General features: G+C 70.6%; 17 protein-coding genes. 11 read left to right on the top strand and 6 right to left on the bottom strand.

Translation table 11 applies throughout. The annotated features are described in order from the left end of the window. Nucleotides 1–24: 24 nt before the first annotated feature. Nucleotides 25–2,088, bottom strand: a complete 2,064-nt coding sequence (locus ABGB01_RS39885; protein WP_347779000.1) for a PhoX family phosphatase — start codon at nt 2,086–2,088, stop codon at nt 25–27. 113 nt (nt 2,089–2,201) lie between these two features. Here ABGB01_RS39885 and ABGB01_RS39880 point away from each other — a divergent pair, with 113 nt between their 5' ends. Next, a complete protein-coding gene (locus ABGB01_RS39880) occupies nt 2,202–2,639 on the top strand; it encodes a sterol carrier family protein (RefSeq protein ID WP_347778999.1) in 438 nt (145 codons plus the stop codon). Here ABGB01_RS39880 and ABGB01_RS39875 read toward each other — a convergent pair. Continuing rightward, a complete protein-coding gene (locus tag ABGB01_RS39875; protein WP_347778997.1) occupies nt 2,636–3,901 on the bottom strand; it encodes a DUF4190 domain-containing protein in 1,266 nt (421 codons plus the stop codon). The two genes, ABGB01_RS39880 and ABGB01_RS39875, sit on opposite strands and share 4 nt — an antisense overlap. A gap of 142 nt (nt 3,902–4,043) precedes the next feature. Here ABGB01_RS39875 and ABGB01_RS39870 point away from each other — a divergent pair, with 142 nt between their 5' ends. The 4 genes from ABGB01_RS39870 (at nt 4,044) to purM (ending at nt 7,799) form a co-directional block, all read left to right on the top strand. Then, nucleotides 4,044–4,451, top strand: a complete 408-nt coding sequence (locus ABGB01_RS39870; protein ID WP_347778996.1) for a MarR family transcriptional regulator — start codon at nt 4,044–4,046, stop codon at nt 4,449–4,451. A 91-nt stretch (nt 4,452–4,542) separates the two neighbouring features. After that, nucleotides 4,543–5,289, top strand: coding sequence for an SDR family oxidoreductase (locus ABGB01_RS39865; RefSeq protein WP_347778995.1), 747 nt, complete (start codon nt 4,543–4,545; stop codon nt 5,287–5,289). A 51-nt stretch (nt 5,290–5,340) separates the two neighbouring features. Then, a complete protein-coding gene (gene purF, locus ABGB01_RS39860; RefSeq protein WP_347778994.1) occupies nt 5,341–6,777 on the top strand; it encodes an amidophosphoribosyltransferase in 1,437 nt (478 codons plus the stop codon). Next, entirely contained in the window at nt 6,774–7,799 is a 1,026-nt protein-coding gene (gene purM, locus ABGB01_RS39855; RefSeq protein ID WP_347778992.1) for a phosphoribosylformylglycinamidine cyclo-ligase, read from the top strand. The genes purF and purM overlap by 4 nt, the downstream gene beginning before the upstream one ends. Before the next feature lie 4 nt (nt 7,800–7,803). Here purM and ABGB01_RS39850 read toward each other — a convergent pair whose 3' ends face one another. From ABGB01_RS39850 to ABGB01_RS39840, 3 genes are all read right to left on the bottom strand, one after another. Then, nucleotides 7,804–8,358 (bottom strand): ABATE domain-containing protein, encoded by a 555-nt coding sequence (locus tag ABGB01_RS39850; RefSeq protein WP_347778990.1) that lies wholly within the window; start codon nt 8,356–8,358, stop codon nt 7,804–7,806. Nucleotides 8,359–8,681: 323 nt separating this feature from the next. Further along, nucleotides 8,682–8,909 (bottom strand): DUF3073 domain-containing protein, encoded by a 228-nt coding sequence (locus tag ABGB01_RS39845; protein WP_347778988.1) that lies wholly within the window; start codon nt 8,907–8,909, stop codon nt 8,682–8,684. 151 nt (nt 8,910–9,060) lie between these two features. Next, the gene (locus tag ABGB01_RS39840) at nt 9,061–10,140 is read right to left on the bottom strand and encodes a Glu/Leu/Phe/Val dehydrogenase dimerization domain-containing protein (RefSeq protein ID WP_347778986.1); all 1,080 of its coding nucleotides are present in this window, start codon (nt 10,138–10,140) and stop codon (nt 9,061–9,063) included. Nucleotides 10,141–10,243: 103 nt separating this feature from the next. Here ABGB01_RS39840 and ABGB01_RS39835 point away from each other — a divergent pair, with 103 nt between their 5' ends. Both ABGB01_RS39835 and bldC read left to right on the top strand, forming a co-directional pair. Next, complete coding sequence (locus tag ABGB01_RS39835) at nt 10,244–11,107, top strand: hypothetical protein (protein WP_347778984.1); 864 nt, start codon at nt 10,244–10,246, stop codon at nt 11,105–11,107. A 322-nt stretch (nt 11,108–11,429) separates the two neighbouring features. Beyond that, nucleotides 11,430–11,633, top strand: a complete 204-nt coding sequence (gene bldC, locus ABGB01_RS39830; protein WP_013133571.1) for a developmental transcriptional regulator BldC — start codon at nt 11,430–11,432, stop codon at nt 11,631–11,633. 146 nt (nt 11,634–11,779) lie between these two features. On the opposite strand, the gene ABGB01_RS39825 is transcribed toward bldC, so the two are convergent. Continuing rightward, on the bottom strand, nt 11,780–12,430 hold the full coding sequence (locus ABGB01_RS39825; protein ID WP_347778980.1) for a TetR/AcrR family transcriptional regulator: 651 nt from the start codon (nt 12,428–12,430) through the stop codon (nt 11,780–11,782). A gap of 145 nt (nt 12,431–12,575) precedes the next feature. On the opposite strand from ABGB01_RS39825, the gene ABGB01_RS39820 reads away from it, so the two are divergent. The 4 genes from ABGB01_RS39820 (at nt 12,576) to ABGB01_RS39805 (ending at nt 16,582) form a co-directional block, all read left to right on the top strand. After that, nucleotides 12,576–13,625 carry a LacI family DNA-binding transcriptional regulator gene (locus ABGB01_RS39820; protein WP_347778978.1) on the top strand — a complete coding sequence of 350 codons (1,050 nt, stop codon included), beginning with the start codon at nt 12,576–12,578 and terminating at the stop codon, nt 13,623–13,625. Nucleotides 13,626–13,790: 165 nt separating this feature from the next. After that, nucleotides 13,791–14,039, top strand: coding sequence for a hypothetical protein (locus tag ABGB01_RS39815; RefSeq protein ID WP_132594753.1), 249 nt, complete (start codon nt 13,791–13,793; stop codon nt 14,037–14,039). 81 nt (nt 14,040–14,120) lie between these two features. Next, a complete protein-coding gene (locus ABGB01_RS39810) occupies nt 14,121–14,993 on the top strand; it encodes an N-acetylmuramoyl-L-alanine amidase (protein ID WP_347778976.1) in 873 nt (290 codons plus the stop codon). Further along, a complete protein-coding gene (locus ABGB01_RS39805; RefSeq protein ID WP_347778974.1) occupies nt 14,990–16,582 on the top strand; it encodes a beta-N-acetylhexosaminidase in 1,593 nt (530 codons plus the stop codon). Before ABGB01_RS39810 ends, ABGB01_RS39805 begins: the two co-directional genes overlap by 4 nt. Nucleotides 16,583–16,647 lie beyond the last annotated feature (65 nt).

Below are 16,647 nucleotides of genomic sequence, written 5' to 3'. Positions count from 1 at the left end.
CTAGAGCCTCAGGTTAACTTGAGGTCAAGAGCCGATCTTCAGGCCCTTCTCGTGCCAGACGACCGCCACCGACGGGCGCGGCTGATCGCCGTCAGGCCAGCGGCTGCCCGGATTGTCCGGGCTGGCCCCGTCGATCTCGCCCGGATGCTGCACCGCGACGAACACGCTGCGCTGGTCCTTCGTGACCATCGGGCCGCACGTCTCGGCGCCGACCGGAACCGTGAGGAACTGGCGCAGATGGCCGCGCTCCTTGCCGCGTACCGGCATCACGAACAGCCCGTCGTTGGTGCCGAGCGCGTTGCCGTCCGTGGAGATCCACAGATTGCCGTCGCGGTCGAACGTCACGTTGTCCGGGCAGGAGATCGGCGAGACCTTCTTCTTGTCGTAGCCGGCGAAATAGGTGTTCGCGTCGCCGGGGTCACCGCAGACCAGCGGCACCGACCAGGAGAACTTCCTCGCCCCGGCGTCGTCGCGCCGCTCGACGATCTCCAGGACGTGGCCGTGCTTGTTGGAGGCGCGCGGGTTGGCCTCGTCCGCCTGGGCGGCGGTGCGGTCGGAGTTGTTGGTCAGCGCGACGTACACGCCGCCGGTGACCGGGTTGCGCTCCATGTCCTCGGGACGGTCCATCTTGGTCGCGCCCATCTTGTCGGCCGCCACCCGCGTGTAGACGAGCACCTCCTCCGCCGTCATGCCCTTCACGTACGACCTGTCGCCCGAGACCAGCGGGATCCACTCGCCGGAGCCGTCGAACTCGCCGTCCCGGGGCGGCTTGCCGGACCCGTCGATCTCCTTCTCCGGGCTGTCTCCGGTGAACTTGGCGACGTACAGGGTTCCCTCGTCGAGCAGGTCGCGGTTGTGCCGGTCGGCCCCCTGCCGGTAGCGCTCCTTCGAGACGAACTTGTAGATGTACTCGAAGCGCGAGTCGTCACCCATGTAGACGACCAGTCGGCCGTCGCGGGCCAGCGTCGTGGTGGCCGCCTCGTGCTTGAACCGGCCGAGCGCGGTGCGCTTGACCGGCGTGGATTCGGGGTCGAACGGGTCGATCTCCACGATCCACCCGAACCTGTTGCACTCGTGCGGGTGCTTGGCCAGGTCGAAACGCTCGTCGACCCGGTCGAAGCGGCGGCTGATCTCCGGCGTGCCCTCCGCGATCGTGTAGCGCTCGACGTACGGCTTCTGCTTCGCCGGCACCTTGTCGCCGTTGACGAAGTACTGGTCGAAGTTCTCCTCGGCGGTCAGCACCGTCCCCCACGGCGTCGTACCGCCCGCGCAGTTGTTCAGCATGCCGATGGGCTCGCGGCCCTTGGGGTCGGCGTCCGTCCTGAGCAGGCCGCTGCCCGCCGCCGGCCCGGAGAACTTCATAGGGGTCTCAGCGGTGATGCGCCGGTTGTAGCGGCGACGCCCCTTGGTGACCAGCTTCCACTCGCCGGCGCGGCCCTCACGCTCGATCTCCACGACCGAACCGCCGTGCCCGGCCAGGCCGATCCTGATCTGCTCCTCCGTGGCCTCCGCGCCGCCCGGGTAGTCGCGGAACATCAGGTTCTCGTCGGTGTACTCGTGGTTCACCCAGAGCAGTGCCCGGTCGCGGCCCATCGGGAACATCGTCACGTAGTCGCAGTTGTAGCCGAACTGCTTGCTCTGCGCCTCGGCGCTCTGGTTGTCGAAGTCGAACGCCGGCGCGTCCGGCAGCACCGGGTCGCCCCAGCGCACGACCACCGAGGAGCGGTAGTTCTCCGGGATGGTCAGCCTGTCGTCCTTGTTCGGCCGCACCGGCGTGAAACGGAGGTCGCCGCCCCGCCCGCCCTGTCCACCGGCGGCCACCGGCCTGGGTTCCTCGGCCAGCGCCGGAGCCGCCCCCGCCGCGCCCACCCCTGCCACGAGCGCGCCCAGCGCCCCGGCGCGCAACACGCCGCGCCGCGACAGCGCTTCCTTCACCACGTCGCCGAAATAGGCGTTTCCGGTGGTGTTGGCCACCTCATGCGCGCACGCGTTGCCGCAGCGGAACTGACAGGTCAGCGCGGATCGGCCACCATTGTGCGGGGTAGAGATCAGCGGAAGCAGCCGACCTCCCGCTTCGGGGTTCGACACAGGTCCTCCATCGAAGTGCGGTCGTACGGCGGGGAACGCTACGGCCACCGGCGAAACCACAGGTGAACGAAGACCTCCGTCTTGATGAACGCTTCCCGGGAGACAATGGTCGCGTGCCACCACGCAAGCTCGACCAGGAAAAGCTGAGAACGGCCCTCGACGGCCAGCTCGTCGCCCTCGACGAACCCCCCTACGACGGGCCCGCGTCCGCCCTGCCCGACGCGCTCGTGGCCGCCGTGCTGGCCGCCTACGACCGCGGGCTGAAGCCCGAGCGCGACGCGGCCAGGCAGGCGGTGCGCCACCTGCTCGACCGGCTGGCGACCGCCGCACCCGGCAGGACCGTCGAGGTCCGCGTGCCCCCCTACGCGGCCGTACAAGCCATCGCCGGGCCCCGCCACACGCGCGGCACCCCGCCCAACGTGGTCGAGATGGACGGCCGCACGTGGATCGAGCTCGCGCTCGGCCGCCTCACCTGGGCCGAGGCGCTGGCCGGCGGCGCCATCTCCGCCAGCGGGGCCCGCGCCGACCTGTCAGCACACCTGCCGCTCTAACGGCCGCCGCCCATCCAGGGAAACTGGCTCTCGAAACAACGGTCGGCGAGGTCGCTGGGGAGGCCGGCGCACTCCTGCGCCACGTTCCACAACCAGATGGCCACGATCGCGAAAAGGATCAGCGACAGGACGCTCAGCACGATGCCGGCGATGGCGCGGCCCTTACCGGCGCGTTTGGCGAGGGCCACGCCGCCGAAGACTATCGACAGGATGGCGGTGATCACACCCGTGAAGCACACGAACACCAGGAACGGGCTGGCCACGCCCAGCACGAGCGAGGCGGTGGCCAGGCCGCTGCCCGGCTTGGCCTGCTGGTAACCGGCTCCCGGCATGCCGTACGGGGATTCGGGGCCAGGGCCGTAGCCCGGCGGGCCACCGTACGGGCTGGAGGGCACCGTGCCCGGCACGGTCGGCTCGTCGTCCCGCGGCGTGCCCCCGGCCTGGTACGGCGTCCCACCCGGGCCCTCCTGACCCTGCCAGCCCTCCCGGCCGCCCCGGCCTTCGGGCGTTGGGCGACCTTCCCGAGCCGGGGTGCCGCCCTCTGGTGACGGGGGTCCCCCGGGTGCGCCCCCTCCCGGTGGTTCGAAGCCCGGCTGGTCATCACCCTGCTCGTAGCGCGACGGCGCGGGCCTGCCCGGCCGCTCCCCCTCTGACGGGGTGGACGTCCAGCCCGGGTACGGCGGCGTGCCACCAGGGATCGGGAACGCCTGGGTCTCCTCGGCGTCACCCCCTGTCGGCTGCGGTACCTCCGGTGAGGTGGGCAGGTCGGGATGGCGGGGCTCGCCGACGGGTCTGGGCTCATGCGTGGGCGGCACGTCCGGACGCGGAACGATGGGTGGCGCGGGAGCGATCGGCTCCTCGCCCTCCTCACCGGCGCCCTCACCCCGCGGCCCGGGGTCCTCGCCCTGCCGACCTGGGCCCTCGGGCTCCGCGTTCCGGAAGTCACCGCTGGCGCCCATGGACTCGGCGCCGCCGCCTCCGGTACGCCCGCCGGCGGGCTCGGGCACGTCCGGCGCCGCGCCGCCGGTGGGGCCGGCGCCGGGCCCACCGGCGGACCGCTCCTCCGGAGGCCGGTCACCGCCCGTGGGTCCCGGCTCGTACGGTCTGAGCGCGGGCCTCCGCTCCTCTTCCTCCAGCGTGCCCTCACGCCACCACTCGGGCTCGTGTTGCGGCGGAACGTTGCGGGGCGCGCCCTCTTCTGGACGGCCTTCGTGCGGATCCTGCCCGCGGCGGGTCTCGTCCGGGTCCCCAGGTGTGGTCACGTCTGCGTCTCCCGACGGGTCTACATGCCGGATACTTCACCCTTTCGCGCAGGGCGACGCCTAAACCGCACGACACGGTAAGAGGCCGCTCATCCTTGGGTCACCATGCGCCAAAGGCCCTGCCCACGGGCAAGATGGGGGGATGCTGGACGAGACCCTGTCGTATGCGCTGATCAAGGTCGTGAAGACGCATCGCAACCGGATGGCCGCCGCGCTGGCCCCGCTCGGCCTGCACGTGGGGCAGGAGATGCTGCTCAACCAGCTGTGGAAGGAGGACGGCCTGACCCAGGCCGAACTCATCGCCCGGCTGGGCGTCGAGCCTCCCACCGTCACCAAGACCCTCCAGCGCCTGGAGCGTACGGGCTTCGTCTACCGGATTCCCGACCCCGCCCGGCCGAGGATTTCCCGCGTCCATCTCACCGGCGCGGGCAAGGCACTGCGGGAGCCCGTCGAGGAGATCTGGACCATGATGGACGAGGACCTCCTGCGCGGTTTCGATCCCGGCGAGCGTGACCTGCTCGCGCAGCTGATCCGCCGCGCCATGCCCTGACGTTTTCCACTACGGGCGAAACTCCTTGCAGCCGGTCGGCCCTTCTAGTTAGCTGGCTAATTAGTCGGCTAATCAATGAGGAGAGGCTCACATGCACGCACTGGTCACCGGCGGCTCGTCCGGCATCGGCGCCGCCACCGCGCTCGCCTACGCCCGGGCCGGCGCGCGGGTCACGATCACGTACAACTCGGGTGCCGACCGCGCCGCCGAGGTGGTCAAGCGGATCGAGAGGGAGGGCGGCGAGGCGGCGGCCGTACACCTGGATCTGGAGGACCACGCGACCGTCGCGCCCGCCGTCTCCGCGGCCGGCCCGGTGGACGCGCTCGTGGCCAACGCCGTCCGCTGGGGCACCGTCATGCCCGGCGGCATGGCGTTCGAGGACGTGCCGGCCTCCGAGTGGTCCGCCGCCCTGCACGCCAACGTGGTCGGCAACGCCCTGTTGATCCAGGCGGTGCTGCCGCAGATGCGGCGCGGGAAGTTCGGGCGGATCGTGCTGGTCTCGTCGGGCGCGGCGGAGGAAGGACAGCCGGGCCCCGGCCCGTACGGCACCGCGAAGATGGCGCTGCACGGCATGGCCCGCGCCCTGGCGTGGGAGGCCGGCAGGGACGGCATCCTGGTCAACGTGGCCGTGGCCGGGCTCACCATCACCGGAGCCCAGCGCCCGATCCCCCAGCGGTTGCTGGACGAGATCGCGTCCAGGACCCCCACCCGCAGGCTGAGCACGGCGGACGACATGGCGGCGCTGATCGTCTTCCTCGGCTCGGCGGACAACCGCAACCTCACCGGAGAGATCATCCGCGACGGCTCCAATGCGGGCAGGTCAGCTCACACAGGCTGACCTCCGACCCGGGTGTGCGAGCACGGAAGCCGCCGACCTAGACTGAGGTATGTGCTGAAGGGCGACGGCCGGCTCGGCCATGACCTGGACCCCCAAGACCAAGCTCCCAAAGACGCCTGTGGCGTCTTCGGCGTCTGGGCGCCAGGCGAGGAAGTTTCCAAACTCACCTACTACGGGCTGTACGCGTTGCAGCACCGCGGGCAGGAGTCCGCGGGCATCGCGGTCAGCGAGGGCAGCCGCATCCTCGTCTACAAAGACATGGGCCTGGTCGCCCAGGTCTTCGACGAGTCGGTGCTGGGCACTCTGCGCGGCCACCTGGCCATCGGCCACTGCCGTTACTCCACCACCGGATCCAGCGTGTGGGAGAACGCGCAGCCCACGCTGAGCTCCACCGAGGTAGGCGGCCTCGCGCTCGCCCACAACGGCAACCTGATCAACACGCCGGAGCTGGCGCAGCGCCTGGCCCCCGGCTCCACCCGGGCGACCACCGACACCGAGGTCCTGACCTCGCTGCTCGCCCAGGACCGCACGCGCACGGTCGAGGAGGCCGCCGCCGAGTTGCTGCCTCAGGTCAAGGGCGCCTACTCACTGGTCTTCATGGACGAGACGACGCTTTATGCCGCCCGCGACCCGCAGGGTGTCCGCCCGATGGTCCTGGGCCGGCTGGAGCGGGGCTGGGTGGTGGCCTCGGAGACGGCGGCGCTCGACATCGTGGGCGCCACGTTCGTTCGCGAGATCGAGCCGGGCGAGCTGCTCACCATCGACGAGCGCGGCGTGCGTTCGCGCAGGTTCGCGCTGGCCGAGCCGAAGGGCTGCCTGTTCGAGTACGTCTACCTCGCCCGCCCCGACACCACCATCGCCGGTCGCGGCGTCCAGGTCACCAGGGTCGAGGTGGGCCGCGTGCTGGCCCGCGAGCACCCGGTGGAGGCCGACCTGGTCATCCCGACGCCCGAGTCCGGCACGCCGGCCGCCGTCGGCTACGCGCAGGAGAGCGGCATCCCCTACGGCCAGGGCCTGGTGAAGAACTCCTACGTCGGCCGTACCTTCATCGAGCCCTCGCAGACCATCCGCCAGCTCGGCATCCGGCTCAAGCTCAATCCGCTGCGCGAGGTCGTCGAGGGCAAGCGCCTGGTGGTCGTGGACGACTCGATCGTGCGCGGCAACACCCAGCGTGCCATCGTCAGGATGTTGCGCGAGGCCGGCGCGAAGGAGGTGCACGTCCGCATCTCCTCGCCGCCGGTGGCCTGGCCGTGCTTCTACGGCATCGACTTCGCCACCAGGGCCGAGCTGATCGCGGGCTCGCTGACGGTCGAGGAGATCCGCGCCTCGCTGGGCGCCGACTCGCTCGGCTACATCTCGCTCGAGGGCCTGACCAGGGCCACCACGATTCCCGCCGACCGCCTCTGCATGGCCTGCTTCACCGGCTCCTACCCCATTCCCATCGACGAGGACAACGTGGGCAAGTTCGTCCTGGAGAGCAAGGCATGAGCACCTACGAGGCCGCCGGGGTCGACATCGAGGCCGGCGACCGGGCGGTCGCGCTGATGAAGGACAGGGTGGCGCGGGCGCGGCGGCCCGAGGTGGTCGACGACGCCAGCGGCTTCGCCGGCCTGTTCGACGCCTCGGCCCTGCTGCGCTACCAGCGGCCGCTGCTGGCCTCCTCCACCGACGGCGTCGGCACCAAGGTCATGATCGCCCAGCGCTACGGCAAGCACGACACGATCGGCATCGACCTGGTCGGCATGGTCCTCGACGACCTCGTGGTCTGCGGGGCCGAGCCGCTGTTCATGACCGACTACATCGCCTGCGGGAAGGTGGTGCCCGAGCGCGTCGCGGAGATCGTCGGCGGTGTGGCCGAGGGCTGCCGGCTGGCCGGGGCCGCGCTGGTGGGCGGGGAGACCGCCGAGCATCCGGGGGCGATGGGCCCGGACGAATATGACCTCGCGGGCGCCGGCACCGGCGTCGTCGAGGCCGCCGGCCTGCTGGGGCCCTCGCGGGTGCGCGCCGGCGACGTGGTGCTCGGGCTGGCGTCCTCGGGCGTGCACTCCAACGGCTACTCGCTGGTGCGGCACGTGCTGCGGGAGGCCTCTCTCTCCCTCGACGCCGAGCTGCCCGAGCTGGGGCGGCCACTGGGCGAGGAGCTGCTGGAGCCCACCCGGATCTACTCCCTCGACTGCCTGGAGCTGGCGCGCTCCGCCGAGGTGCACGCCTACGCCCACATCACGGGCGGCGGCGTCGAGAGCAATCTGTCGAGGTCGCTGCCCGGCCACCTCGACGCGCTGCTCGACCGCTCGTCCTGGACACCGCCGGCCGTCTTCGGGGTGCTCGCGGGCCACGGCTCGATCGCGCAGCACGACATGGACCGTACGTTCAACCTCGGGGTCGGCATGGCCGCCGTGGTGGCCGCCGACTCGGCCGACGAAGCCCTCAGGGTGCTGGCGGCCCGTGACGTCGGCGCCTGGGTGCTGGGCGAGGTCGTCCCCGGCGAAGGCCGGGCGCGCTATCGCTGACCGGTCACTTGTGCCGCCGGTAATAGCGGGCCACGCGGACGCGGTTGCCGCACAGGTCGGGCGAGCACCAGCGACGTCGCGGGTGGGCCGGGAGGAAGAGCAGGTGACATCCCGGCCCTTCGCAGCCGCGCACCTTGCCCACGTCGGGGTCGGTGAGCAGGGCCACGGCGGCCTCGGCCAGCTCGGTCAGGAGGCGGTCGAGCGGCGTGCCGTCGCGCGCCGTGCCGCGCCGCAGCACCGTGCCCCGCACCTCCAGGCAGGGATACGCGGGCGCGACGCGAAGTGCCCGGTTGAGCGCGTCGATCGCCTCGGGCGGCGGTGGTGCGGCCTGGCGCGCCGCCTCCAGGGCCCGCTCCACGTGGCCGCGCAGGTCGCGGACGGCGGCCGGATCGTCGGGGCCGAGCGTGGTCTCGGGGACGGTCAGCCGGCCGGCCTGCTCGGCGAGCCAGGCATGAAGACCCTCCGCGGTCGCCAGGGCGTCGTGGTCGCCGCCCGACGGGGTGCGGACGCCCGTGTTGACCAGGTCGAGTGCGAGGGGCTCGCCTGTCAGCAGTTCCATGCGCCTAATGGTAGGACCTCGCCGTTAACACATTAGCCACTGAGAGCGTCCGCCTCGCACCCGTACAGGTTCCGGGTGATCGCGCCCGACCGGGCACACGGGACGCACGCCATCGGAGCGACCTCGTGCTCCATTCCGAAAGGGCGGGCCTGGTCACGCGAGCGCGCGGGGAGGCCCGATCTTGGCCGGGCCGCTTGATGAGCCGGCCACGGGAAAGCGGGCCTACATGACGAAAGCCCCACGGTTACCCGTGGGGCCCGACGAGTGCGAGCGAGGATCCGGCGCGTACGCCGGACCCTGCGCCACGTCACCCAGAAGAACGGCTATCGGCGGCCGGCACGGCCGTCGTCGTCGTCTCCTGCGCCATAGTCATCGGCGTAATCGGCATAGCGATCCGCCAGCTCATCGTTGAGGTCGTCGGCGTCGTCACTGCGGCTGGAGTCTCCGACCCCGAGTTCGTCGCGAAGACGGTCAAGATCCGTGCCACCGCTGTTGTACTTCAGCTGGCGAGCAACCTTGACCTGCTTGGCCTTTGCTCGGCCGCGCCCCATTGGCTCGACCCCCTCGTGTGGGGTCGTCCCCGACCCCTCGTCGCTAACGCACCACACACTGACGCCGCCTGACTCCGGGCGTCAGCCTATCGTTCGCCTATTACCGTACCTGTTTTGTGCCCAGCTCGGTACGTCGTATGGGCGCGGGGCGTCAGTCGCCCAGCCAAATGGCTCGTAGCCGCCCGACTTCCGACATTCTGCGCTCCGCCAGCCTATCTGCTGCGACCGCGGGAGGGACGCCCTCGTCGGCCGCTATCGCGAAAATTTTCAATGTCGTGTCATAGATCTGCGTGGCCTTGGATCGGGCCCGCTCCATGTCGAAGCCCTCGATCTCGTCGGCGACCTGGATGACGCCGCCCGAGTTGACGACGTAGTCGGGCGCGTACAGGATCTCACGTTCGGCGAGTTGCTTCTCCACGCCGGAGTGCGCGAGCTGGTTGTTGGCCGCCCCGCAGACGATCTTCGCGCGGAGCTCCGCGACCATCTCGTCGTCCAGCACCCCGCCCAGCGCGCAGGGCGCGAAGACGTCGATGTCGGAGCGCGCCATGGCCCGGGCGTCGGCCACCACGTCGACCTCGGGGCGGCGCGCGCGCACGCGTTCGACCGCCTTGGGGGCGACGTCGCAGATCACCACCTCGGCGCCGTCTTCGCGCAGGAGCTCGACCAGGCGGTGGCCCACCTTGCCCACCCCTTCGACGCCGACTCTCTTGCCATGGAGCGACGGAGTGCCGTAGACGCGCTCGGCCGAGGCCCGCATGCCCTGGAACACGCCGAAGGCCGTCAGGATGGACGAGTCGCCGGCCCCGCCGTGGGCCGGCGTGCGGCCCGTCACATGGCGCGACTCACGGGCGATGACGTCCATGTCCTCGCTGTAGGTGCCCACGTCGCAGGCGGTGATGTAGCGTCCGCCGATCGACTCGACGAACCTGCCGTAGGCGCGCAGCAGCGCCTCGCTCTTGTCGCGCGCCGGGTCGCCGATGATGACGGCCTTGCCGCCGCCCAGGTCGAGGCCGGCCAGCGCGTTCTTGTAGGACATGCCCCTGGCGAGGTTGAGCACGTCGGCCAGCGCCGCCTGCTCGTTCTCGTACGGATAGAAGCGGGTGCCTCCCAGCGCCGGGCCCAGCGCCGTGTTGTGGATGGCGATGATGGCACGCAGGCCGCTCTGCTCGTCGGCGCAGAAGACGACCTGCTCATGCACGTCCTTGTGGGACGCTCCGAAGACGTCGGTCACGGTAGTGACTCCCTGTCCGGTCCACCGCACCTTCGCGGCGGAGATCGCCTCATAGCCTAGTCTCGACAGTGCGCGCAGGGTCGCTTCGTGACACGATGCCTCCGTGCTGCCCTATGCCGCCTACCTCCGCGTCTATGAGCCACTGACCGCGTTCGCCGAGCCCGAGCGCAAGGTGTGGGCCGACTACGCCGACTCACGCGACCGTCCGCGGCGCGCGAACGCGCTCAACGCGGAGCACGGCGAGTCGGTCATGCGCCTGCTCGGCATGCCCCCTCAGCCCGTTCCCTCCCAGGAGAGCCCCAACGCCTACCTGCGGCGCGTTGAGGACCGTCTGTACGTTTGCCCATGGCAGACCCGCCTGCGCTCGTGGCTGGCGTTCTCAAGGCTGCGCGGCGCCACGCCGGCGAAGCTGATGGACCGTCTCGTGCCCAAGGCGATCGCCGAGCAGACGGCCGACGACTTTGATCGCTACAAGCGTAAAGCGGGGTCGTCCGCGCTGCGCACGCACATCCGCACCACGACGTGGCACGTACCACCGGCCTGGTTCGTGCCGTTCGACGGCAACGAGCGCTGGCTGGTGCTCGGCTCCGCCGCCCCGGGGCAGGACGTGACGACGGCTACGGGCCGTAACCTCATCTATGTCACCTCCATGGCGCAGGCCAGGCGGCGGGCGGCGCGGGCGCTCAACGTGCTGCGCCGGCACCTCGGCGACGTGGCCTCCAACTTCGAGGTCGAGGACATCGCCAGGTGGCTGGAGGAGTTCCACCCGCACTCGCTGATCGAGCTCGACTACGGCGGCCTCGTGCACCTCATGGACGACGACGCGCTGCAGGCCGACCAGTCGGTCGCCGAGCTGTCCGCCGCCCTCACGGGCCTGGACACGGGTCAAGAAGAACTTGCCTACGCCATGTACCAGAGGGTCATCCTGCGGTGGAAGTCAATGCAACAACTGGAATCTGCCAACTGAACCCCAATACGGCCGTCTGACCTGCATGAGTAGGTCACGTCTCGCGGCTGCTCTCTTCTGCGAACTGAGTAGTTTGCCGTTTTCACTGCGATACCACGAACCGTGTCGCTAGAATCACCGAGCGTGACATGGCCACGGGGGCGGGCAGTTGGGTCAAAGAAGGGCTCGCCAATCGCTCTGCGTGGCGGTATGGTCACATCGGGTGATGCCGCATATGGCTCAGAAAAGCCGCACGCTCTGCGCCATAGGGGGACATCCGTGACACGCGCAAAGGCAGTCACAGGATCGCTAAGCCGGTCCACACGGAGGAGAGGCCGCACAAATGTCAGCTCGTACACCCGAGGCCGAGCCGCTGCTCACGCCCGCTGAGGTCGCGACCATGTTCAGGGTCGACCCCAAGACCGTTACGCGGTGGGCCAAGGCGGGCAAGTTGACGTCGATTCGTACCCTCGGCGGTCATCGGCGTTACCGGGAGACCGAGGTCCGCGCACTGCTCGCGGGGATCCCGCAGCAGCGCTCGGAGTAGCCGAGAGGGTCGTCACGGACCTCAGGGGGGTTGAGGGTGGGCCAGGCGCGCAACGAAGCCCGGTCCACCGTGTGACGACGTGACGTCGCATGGGAAGTTGGCGCCGCCCGCCCGGCGCCATCCTTCCCGGCTTCCGCCTCCCGCTCTTACGCCAGCCGCTCCAGCAGGCCGGCGACGTCGCCGTCATACCTCGCGGCGACGCCGAGCAGCGCGACCATGTGATCGACCAGCATCTTCTCGAGCGTCGATCGTTCCACGTCGCGGTGCTCCAGCCAGTCGAGGCCGGCCGTCTCCACGGAGGCGATCCACGACCTCAGGGTCGTGCGCAGCACCGGGCTGGGCTCCTCGACGCGCATCTGCTTCTGGATGAGGCGGAAGAGGCGCCGGCGCACGCCGTCGACGATCTCGCCCACCTCGCCCGCCCTGTTGGCGGGACCGCCGCGCAGGAGCGCGGCGAACCCGGCCGCGTGCTCCTCGACGAAGTCGAAATAACGTTTGAGCCCGGAGGCCAGCTCGTCGAGCGGCCTGCCGCCCTCATGCGGCCGCAGCCTGGACTCCAGCTGCTCCGCCGCGCTCCTCAGCGCGGCCACGTAGAGCTCCTGCTTGCCGCCGAAATAGTGGTAGACCAGGGCCCGCGAAGCCCCCGCCGCCGACGCCACGTCGTCGATCGAGACGTCTTCCGCGTCGCGCGTGCTGAACAGCTCCAGAGCCGCCGCCATGAGCTCCTCGCGACGCCGGTCGACGCTGAGCCTGCGCCGAGCCGGGCGTGCCTTCTCGGCTGACTTACCTGGTGTCACATCTGCACAGTATCCGACCTGTGCCCCAGCCGAAGGTGGCCGCTGTTCGGCGAATATCGGGCTCTCTGTAACGGAAGCCGTACCCTGCGGCTAACTCGATCGTTTGGTCAGACAGGTGCCCATATCCGCATCGCGGGGGAGACACATGTCAGGACCGCCCGTCAACACCTCATCCATCGCCGAGCTCAGAGAGGTAGACACCCTGCCTCGGCCCAGACCCACCATCCGCAACGTCGCCGAACGAGCCGGCGTCTCGAAATCGCTGGTCTCACTCGTGCTGCGCGGATCTCCGCACGTGAGCGAGCACCGGCGCCAGGCCGTGCTGCAGGCCGCACGAGAGCTCGGCTACCGGCCGAACGCGGTCGCACGAAGCCTGGTCGAAGGGCGTACCCACCTGGTGGGGGCGCTCGTCGCCAACCTGCACAACCCCTTCTACGCCGAGTTCCTCGACGGACTGCAGGAGAGCCTGCACGGCGACGGCCTGCGCATGCTGATCGGGAACAGCCAGTGGGATCCGGCGTTCGAGGACGAGGCCGTGGAGGCCTTCCTCGAGCTCAGAGTCGACGGGCTGGTCCTGCTGGGCATCGCTCCGACCAGCGAGACGCTGATCGAGGCCACCTCCTACACGCCCACGGTCGTCGTAGGGGAACGTGACATCGAGCTCGACGGCGTCGACATCGTGGTCGACGACGACCAGCTCGGCGCCCGCCTGGCCATCGACCACCTGGTCGAGCTCGGCCACAAGCGGATCGCGCACATCGAGGGGCCCCGCTCGTCGCGCTGCGAGGGCTACCTCGTGGCGATGCGCAGGCACTCGCTGGCCCCGTACATCATGGTCGAGGCCGCGGACGCGACCGAGGACAGCGGCAGGGAGGCGGCGCTCGCCCTGCTGACCCGTGACCCCAGGCCGACGGCGATCTTCGCGGCCAGCGACGCGGCCGCGCTCGGCGTGCTGTCGGCCGCCGGCGACCTCGGCCTGCGCGTGCCCGACGACCTGTCGGTGGTCGGCTACGACAACACGCACCTCGCGGCCTCCCGCCACATCTCCCTCACCTCGGTCGACCAGCCCCGCCGTGCCATGGGCAGGTCGGCGGCGGCGCTGCTCAGCGACCGCATCGGGGACCCCGCCAAGGGCTCCCGCCTGCGTGAGGTGCGCTCGGAACTGATCGTGCGACGGAGCACGGGGCCCGCCTGAGGCGAACGGGAAACCTGCACGGCAACGCTGCGCCGCGGCAGGTTTCCTGTTGCCCAAACCTGGGTCAAGCCGCGTGGCGGCGCGATGACGCGCCGGTTTACTCGTCAGGGTCATGCTAAGAGTGGCCGGTTCGGTCCGGTCACGGTCTGATCCGGGGGAACAGTCATGCGTGATCCGGAACTGGTGTCCTGCGCCCAGCGCGCCGCGGCGGAGCTCGAACGCGCCTGGGGCCACTGGCGAGCGGGCCGGGGGCGGGGCGCCGACGCCACCGCCGAGTCGGTCGCCAGCTACGTCGCCCACTCTCTCGACCATCCGTGGGGCCGTCCCCGCGTCGTTCTCGGCCTCGACGCCGAGGACGCGCGGGAGCTGGCCGCCCTGCTCGAACGGCAGGAGGTCGGCGAGCGCGTCTGGTAGGAGCACAGCACGTCCGGCGAGGACGCACCGCACTCGGCATATGAGCCGTCCTGATCTTCGGGTTCACGTAAGTTGGACGGCATGCGCGCTCTTCCCCTCACGGTCCTCGCCGTCTGCGGCCTGATCGCCTCCGCGTGTGGCGCCACCGGCACCGGTGACGCCGCGGCAGGTCAGGCCGCCACCACGAGCACAGAGGAGCAGGCGTCCTCCTCGGCGCCCAAAACCTTAGATCCGGCCGAGACCGCGGGGCCCGCGGGCACCGCTGGAAGCGCCGAGCGGGCGCAGGAGGCGCGGCCGCTCGACGGGACGGTCATCGTCATCGACCCGGGCCACAACGGCGGCAACTACCGCGCCCCCAAGACCATCAACCGCCAGGTCGATGTGCTGACCAAGAGGAAGGCCTGCGACACCACCGGCACCGCCACCAACGACGGCTACAGCGAGGCCGCGTTCACCTGGGACGTGTCCACCCGGATGGTCAAGATCCTCGAAAGGCGCGGCGCCACGGTCAAGCTGACCAGGTCGAGCAACGACGGCGTCGGCCCCTGCATCACCCGGCGCGCCGCCATCGGCAACAAGGCGGAGGCGGACGCCGCGATCTCCGTGCACGCCGACGGGGCGGGGCCGGCCAACCACGGCTTCCACGTGATCATGCCCAAGAAGATCAACGGCCCGGTCGACAAGGTCGTGGACGATTCGAGCAGGCTCGGCATCGCGGTGCGTGACGCCTTCGCCAAGGGCACCGGTCTGCCCTACTCCACCTACATCGGCAGGAAGGCGCTCGACTACCGAAGCGACCTCGGCGGGCTCAACCTGTCGAAGGTGCCGAAGATCTTCGTCGAGTGCGGCAACATGCGCAACGCCGCCGAGGCCGCCAAGTTCCGGCGCCCGAAGTTCCGGCAGAAGATCGCTCTGGCGCTGGCCAACGGATTGCAGCACTATCTCAAAGCATGATTCCTCACCCTACGCTGCACCGTGATCTTTCCGTCTCCTTCGAGCTGGCCTCAGGCGCCACGGTGTCCGGCGACCTGGCCGACGCCGTCCGCCTCGCCCTTCCCCTGCTCGATCTGCGGCCGGGCGACTCGGGTGAGATCGACGTCCGGCAGGACGCCGCGCTCGGTGCGGAGGCCTACCGGCTGACCACCGGGTCCAGGGGTGTCGAGATCGTGGCCGGCGGGCGGGCGGGCGCGTTCTACGCGGCCCAGTCGCTGCACCAGTTGCTGCCGGACGCCTCCTACCGGTTCTCCGAGCAGGCGTCGTGGAACGTCCCAGGGGTGCGGATCGAGGACGCGCCGCGCTTCTCCTGGCGCGGGCTGCACCTCGACGTGGCAAGGCACTTCTTCCCCAAGCGGGAGCTCCTGCGCCTGATCGACCTGATGGCGGTGCACAAGCTCAACCGGCTCCACCTGCACCTGGTCGACGACCAGGGGTGGCGGGTGGAGAGCCGGGCCTACCCGCTGCTGCACGAGGTCTCCTCGCACCGGCCGCGCACGGCGGTCCACGCCCATGGCGAACCGGCCGCGTACGACGACGTGCCGCACGGCGGCTACTACACGCTCGACGACCTGGCGGAGATCGGCGCCTACGCCCGCGCCAGGTACGTCACTATCGTGCCCGAGATCGACGTGCCGGGGCACGCCTCGGCGATCCTGGCCGCCTACCCGTCGCTGGGGGCCACCGGCGAGCGCTACGACGTGCTCGACCGGTGGGGCATCTCCCCCGCGATCCTGTCGCCGCTGCCGCCGACCGTCGAGTTCCTCACCACGATCTTCGACGAGCTGATCGGCGCGCTGGGCGAGACCCCCTACGTGCACATCGGCGGCGACGAGGTGGTGCTCGACCACTGGACCGCCTCCGCGGAGATCGCCGCCTACCGCGACTCCCTGGGCCTGTCCACGTCCGTCGAGTTGCAGGCGTGGTTCCTGCGGCGGCTGGCCGACGTGCTGGCCGAGCGAGGGGCGCGGACCGTGGTGTGGGACGAGGCGTTCGTCGGCGGCGGGCTGCGCCAGGACACGATCGTCATGCCGTGGCGGGGCATGGGCGTGGGCCGTCGTGCCGCCGCCGCGGGGCACGACGTGATCGCGACGCCGGTGTTCCCGCTCTATTTCGACTACGCGGAGTCCGGCTCCCCCGACGAGCCGAGATCCATCGGCGACACCATCGCCCTTGAGGACGTCGCCGCCTTCCGCCCGGCGCCTGACGACTGGACGGACGACGAGCGCGCCCGCGTCGTGGGCGCGCAGGCGCAACTCTGGAGCGAGCGCGTGCCCGATGCCCGCACGGTCGACTACAAGCTCTGGCCGCGGGCCTGCGCGCTCGCCGAAGTGGCCTGGTCGGGCTCGGCCGCCGAGGGCTTCACGGAGCGCCTGGGGCGGCACCTGGGCCGGCTCGACGCCATCGGGGTGGAGTATCGACCGCTCGCGGGGCCGCACCCGTGGCAGCGGCGGCGCCCGCACCGGCCGAGCGAGATGCCCATGTCCGAGCGGATGACCCGCATCGAGGCCATGACGCACGACCCGGAGTCGACCCGGCCCAGCCTGTGAACCGGCCGGGCGCTCTCAGGACCGCAGGAGAAGGGCAGGGCGGGCGTTTCCCTGATCCGCCGGCG

The organism is Nonomuraea sp. B5E05, from assembly GCF_039880665.1.
GTDB lineage: Bacteria > Actinomycetota > Actinomycetes > Streptosporangiales > Streptosporangiaceae > Nonomuraea.
The sequence above is the reverse complement of the archived record's forward strand: the minus strand, read 5'-3'. Positions and strand labels throughout refer to the sequence as shown.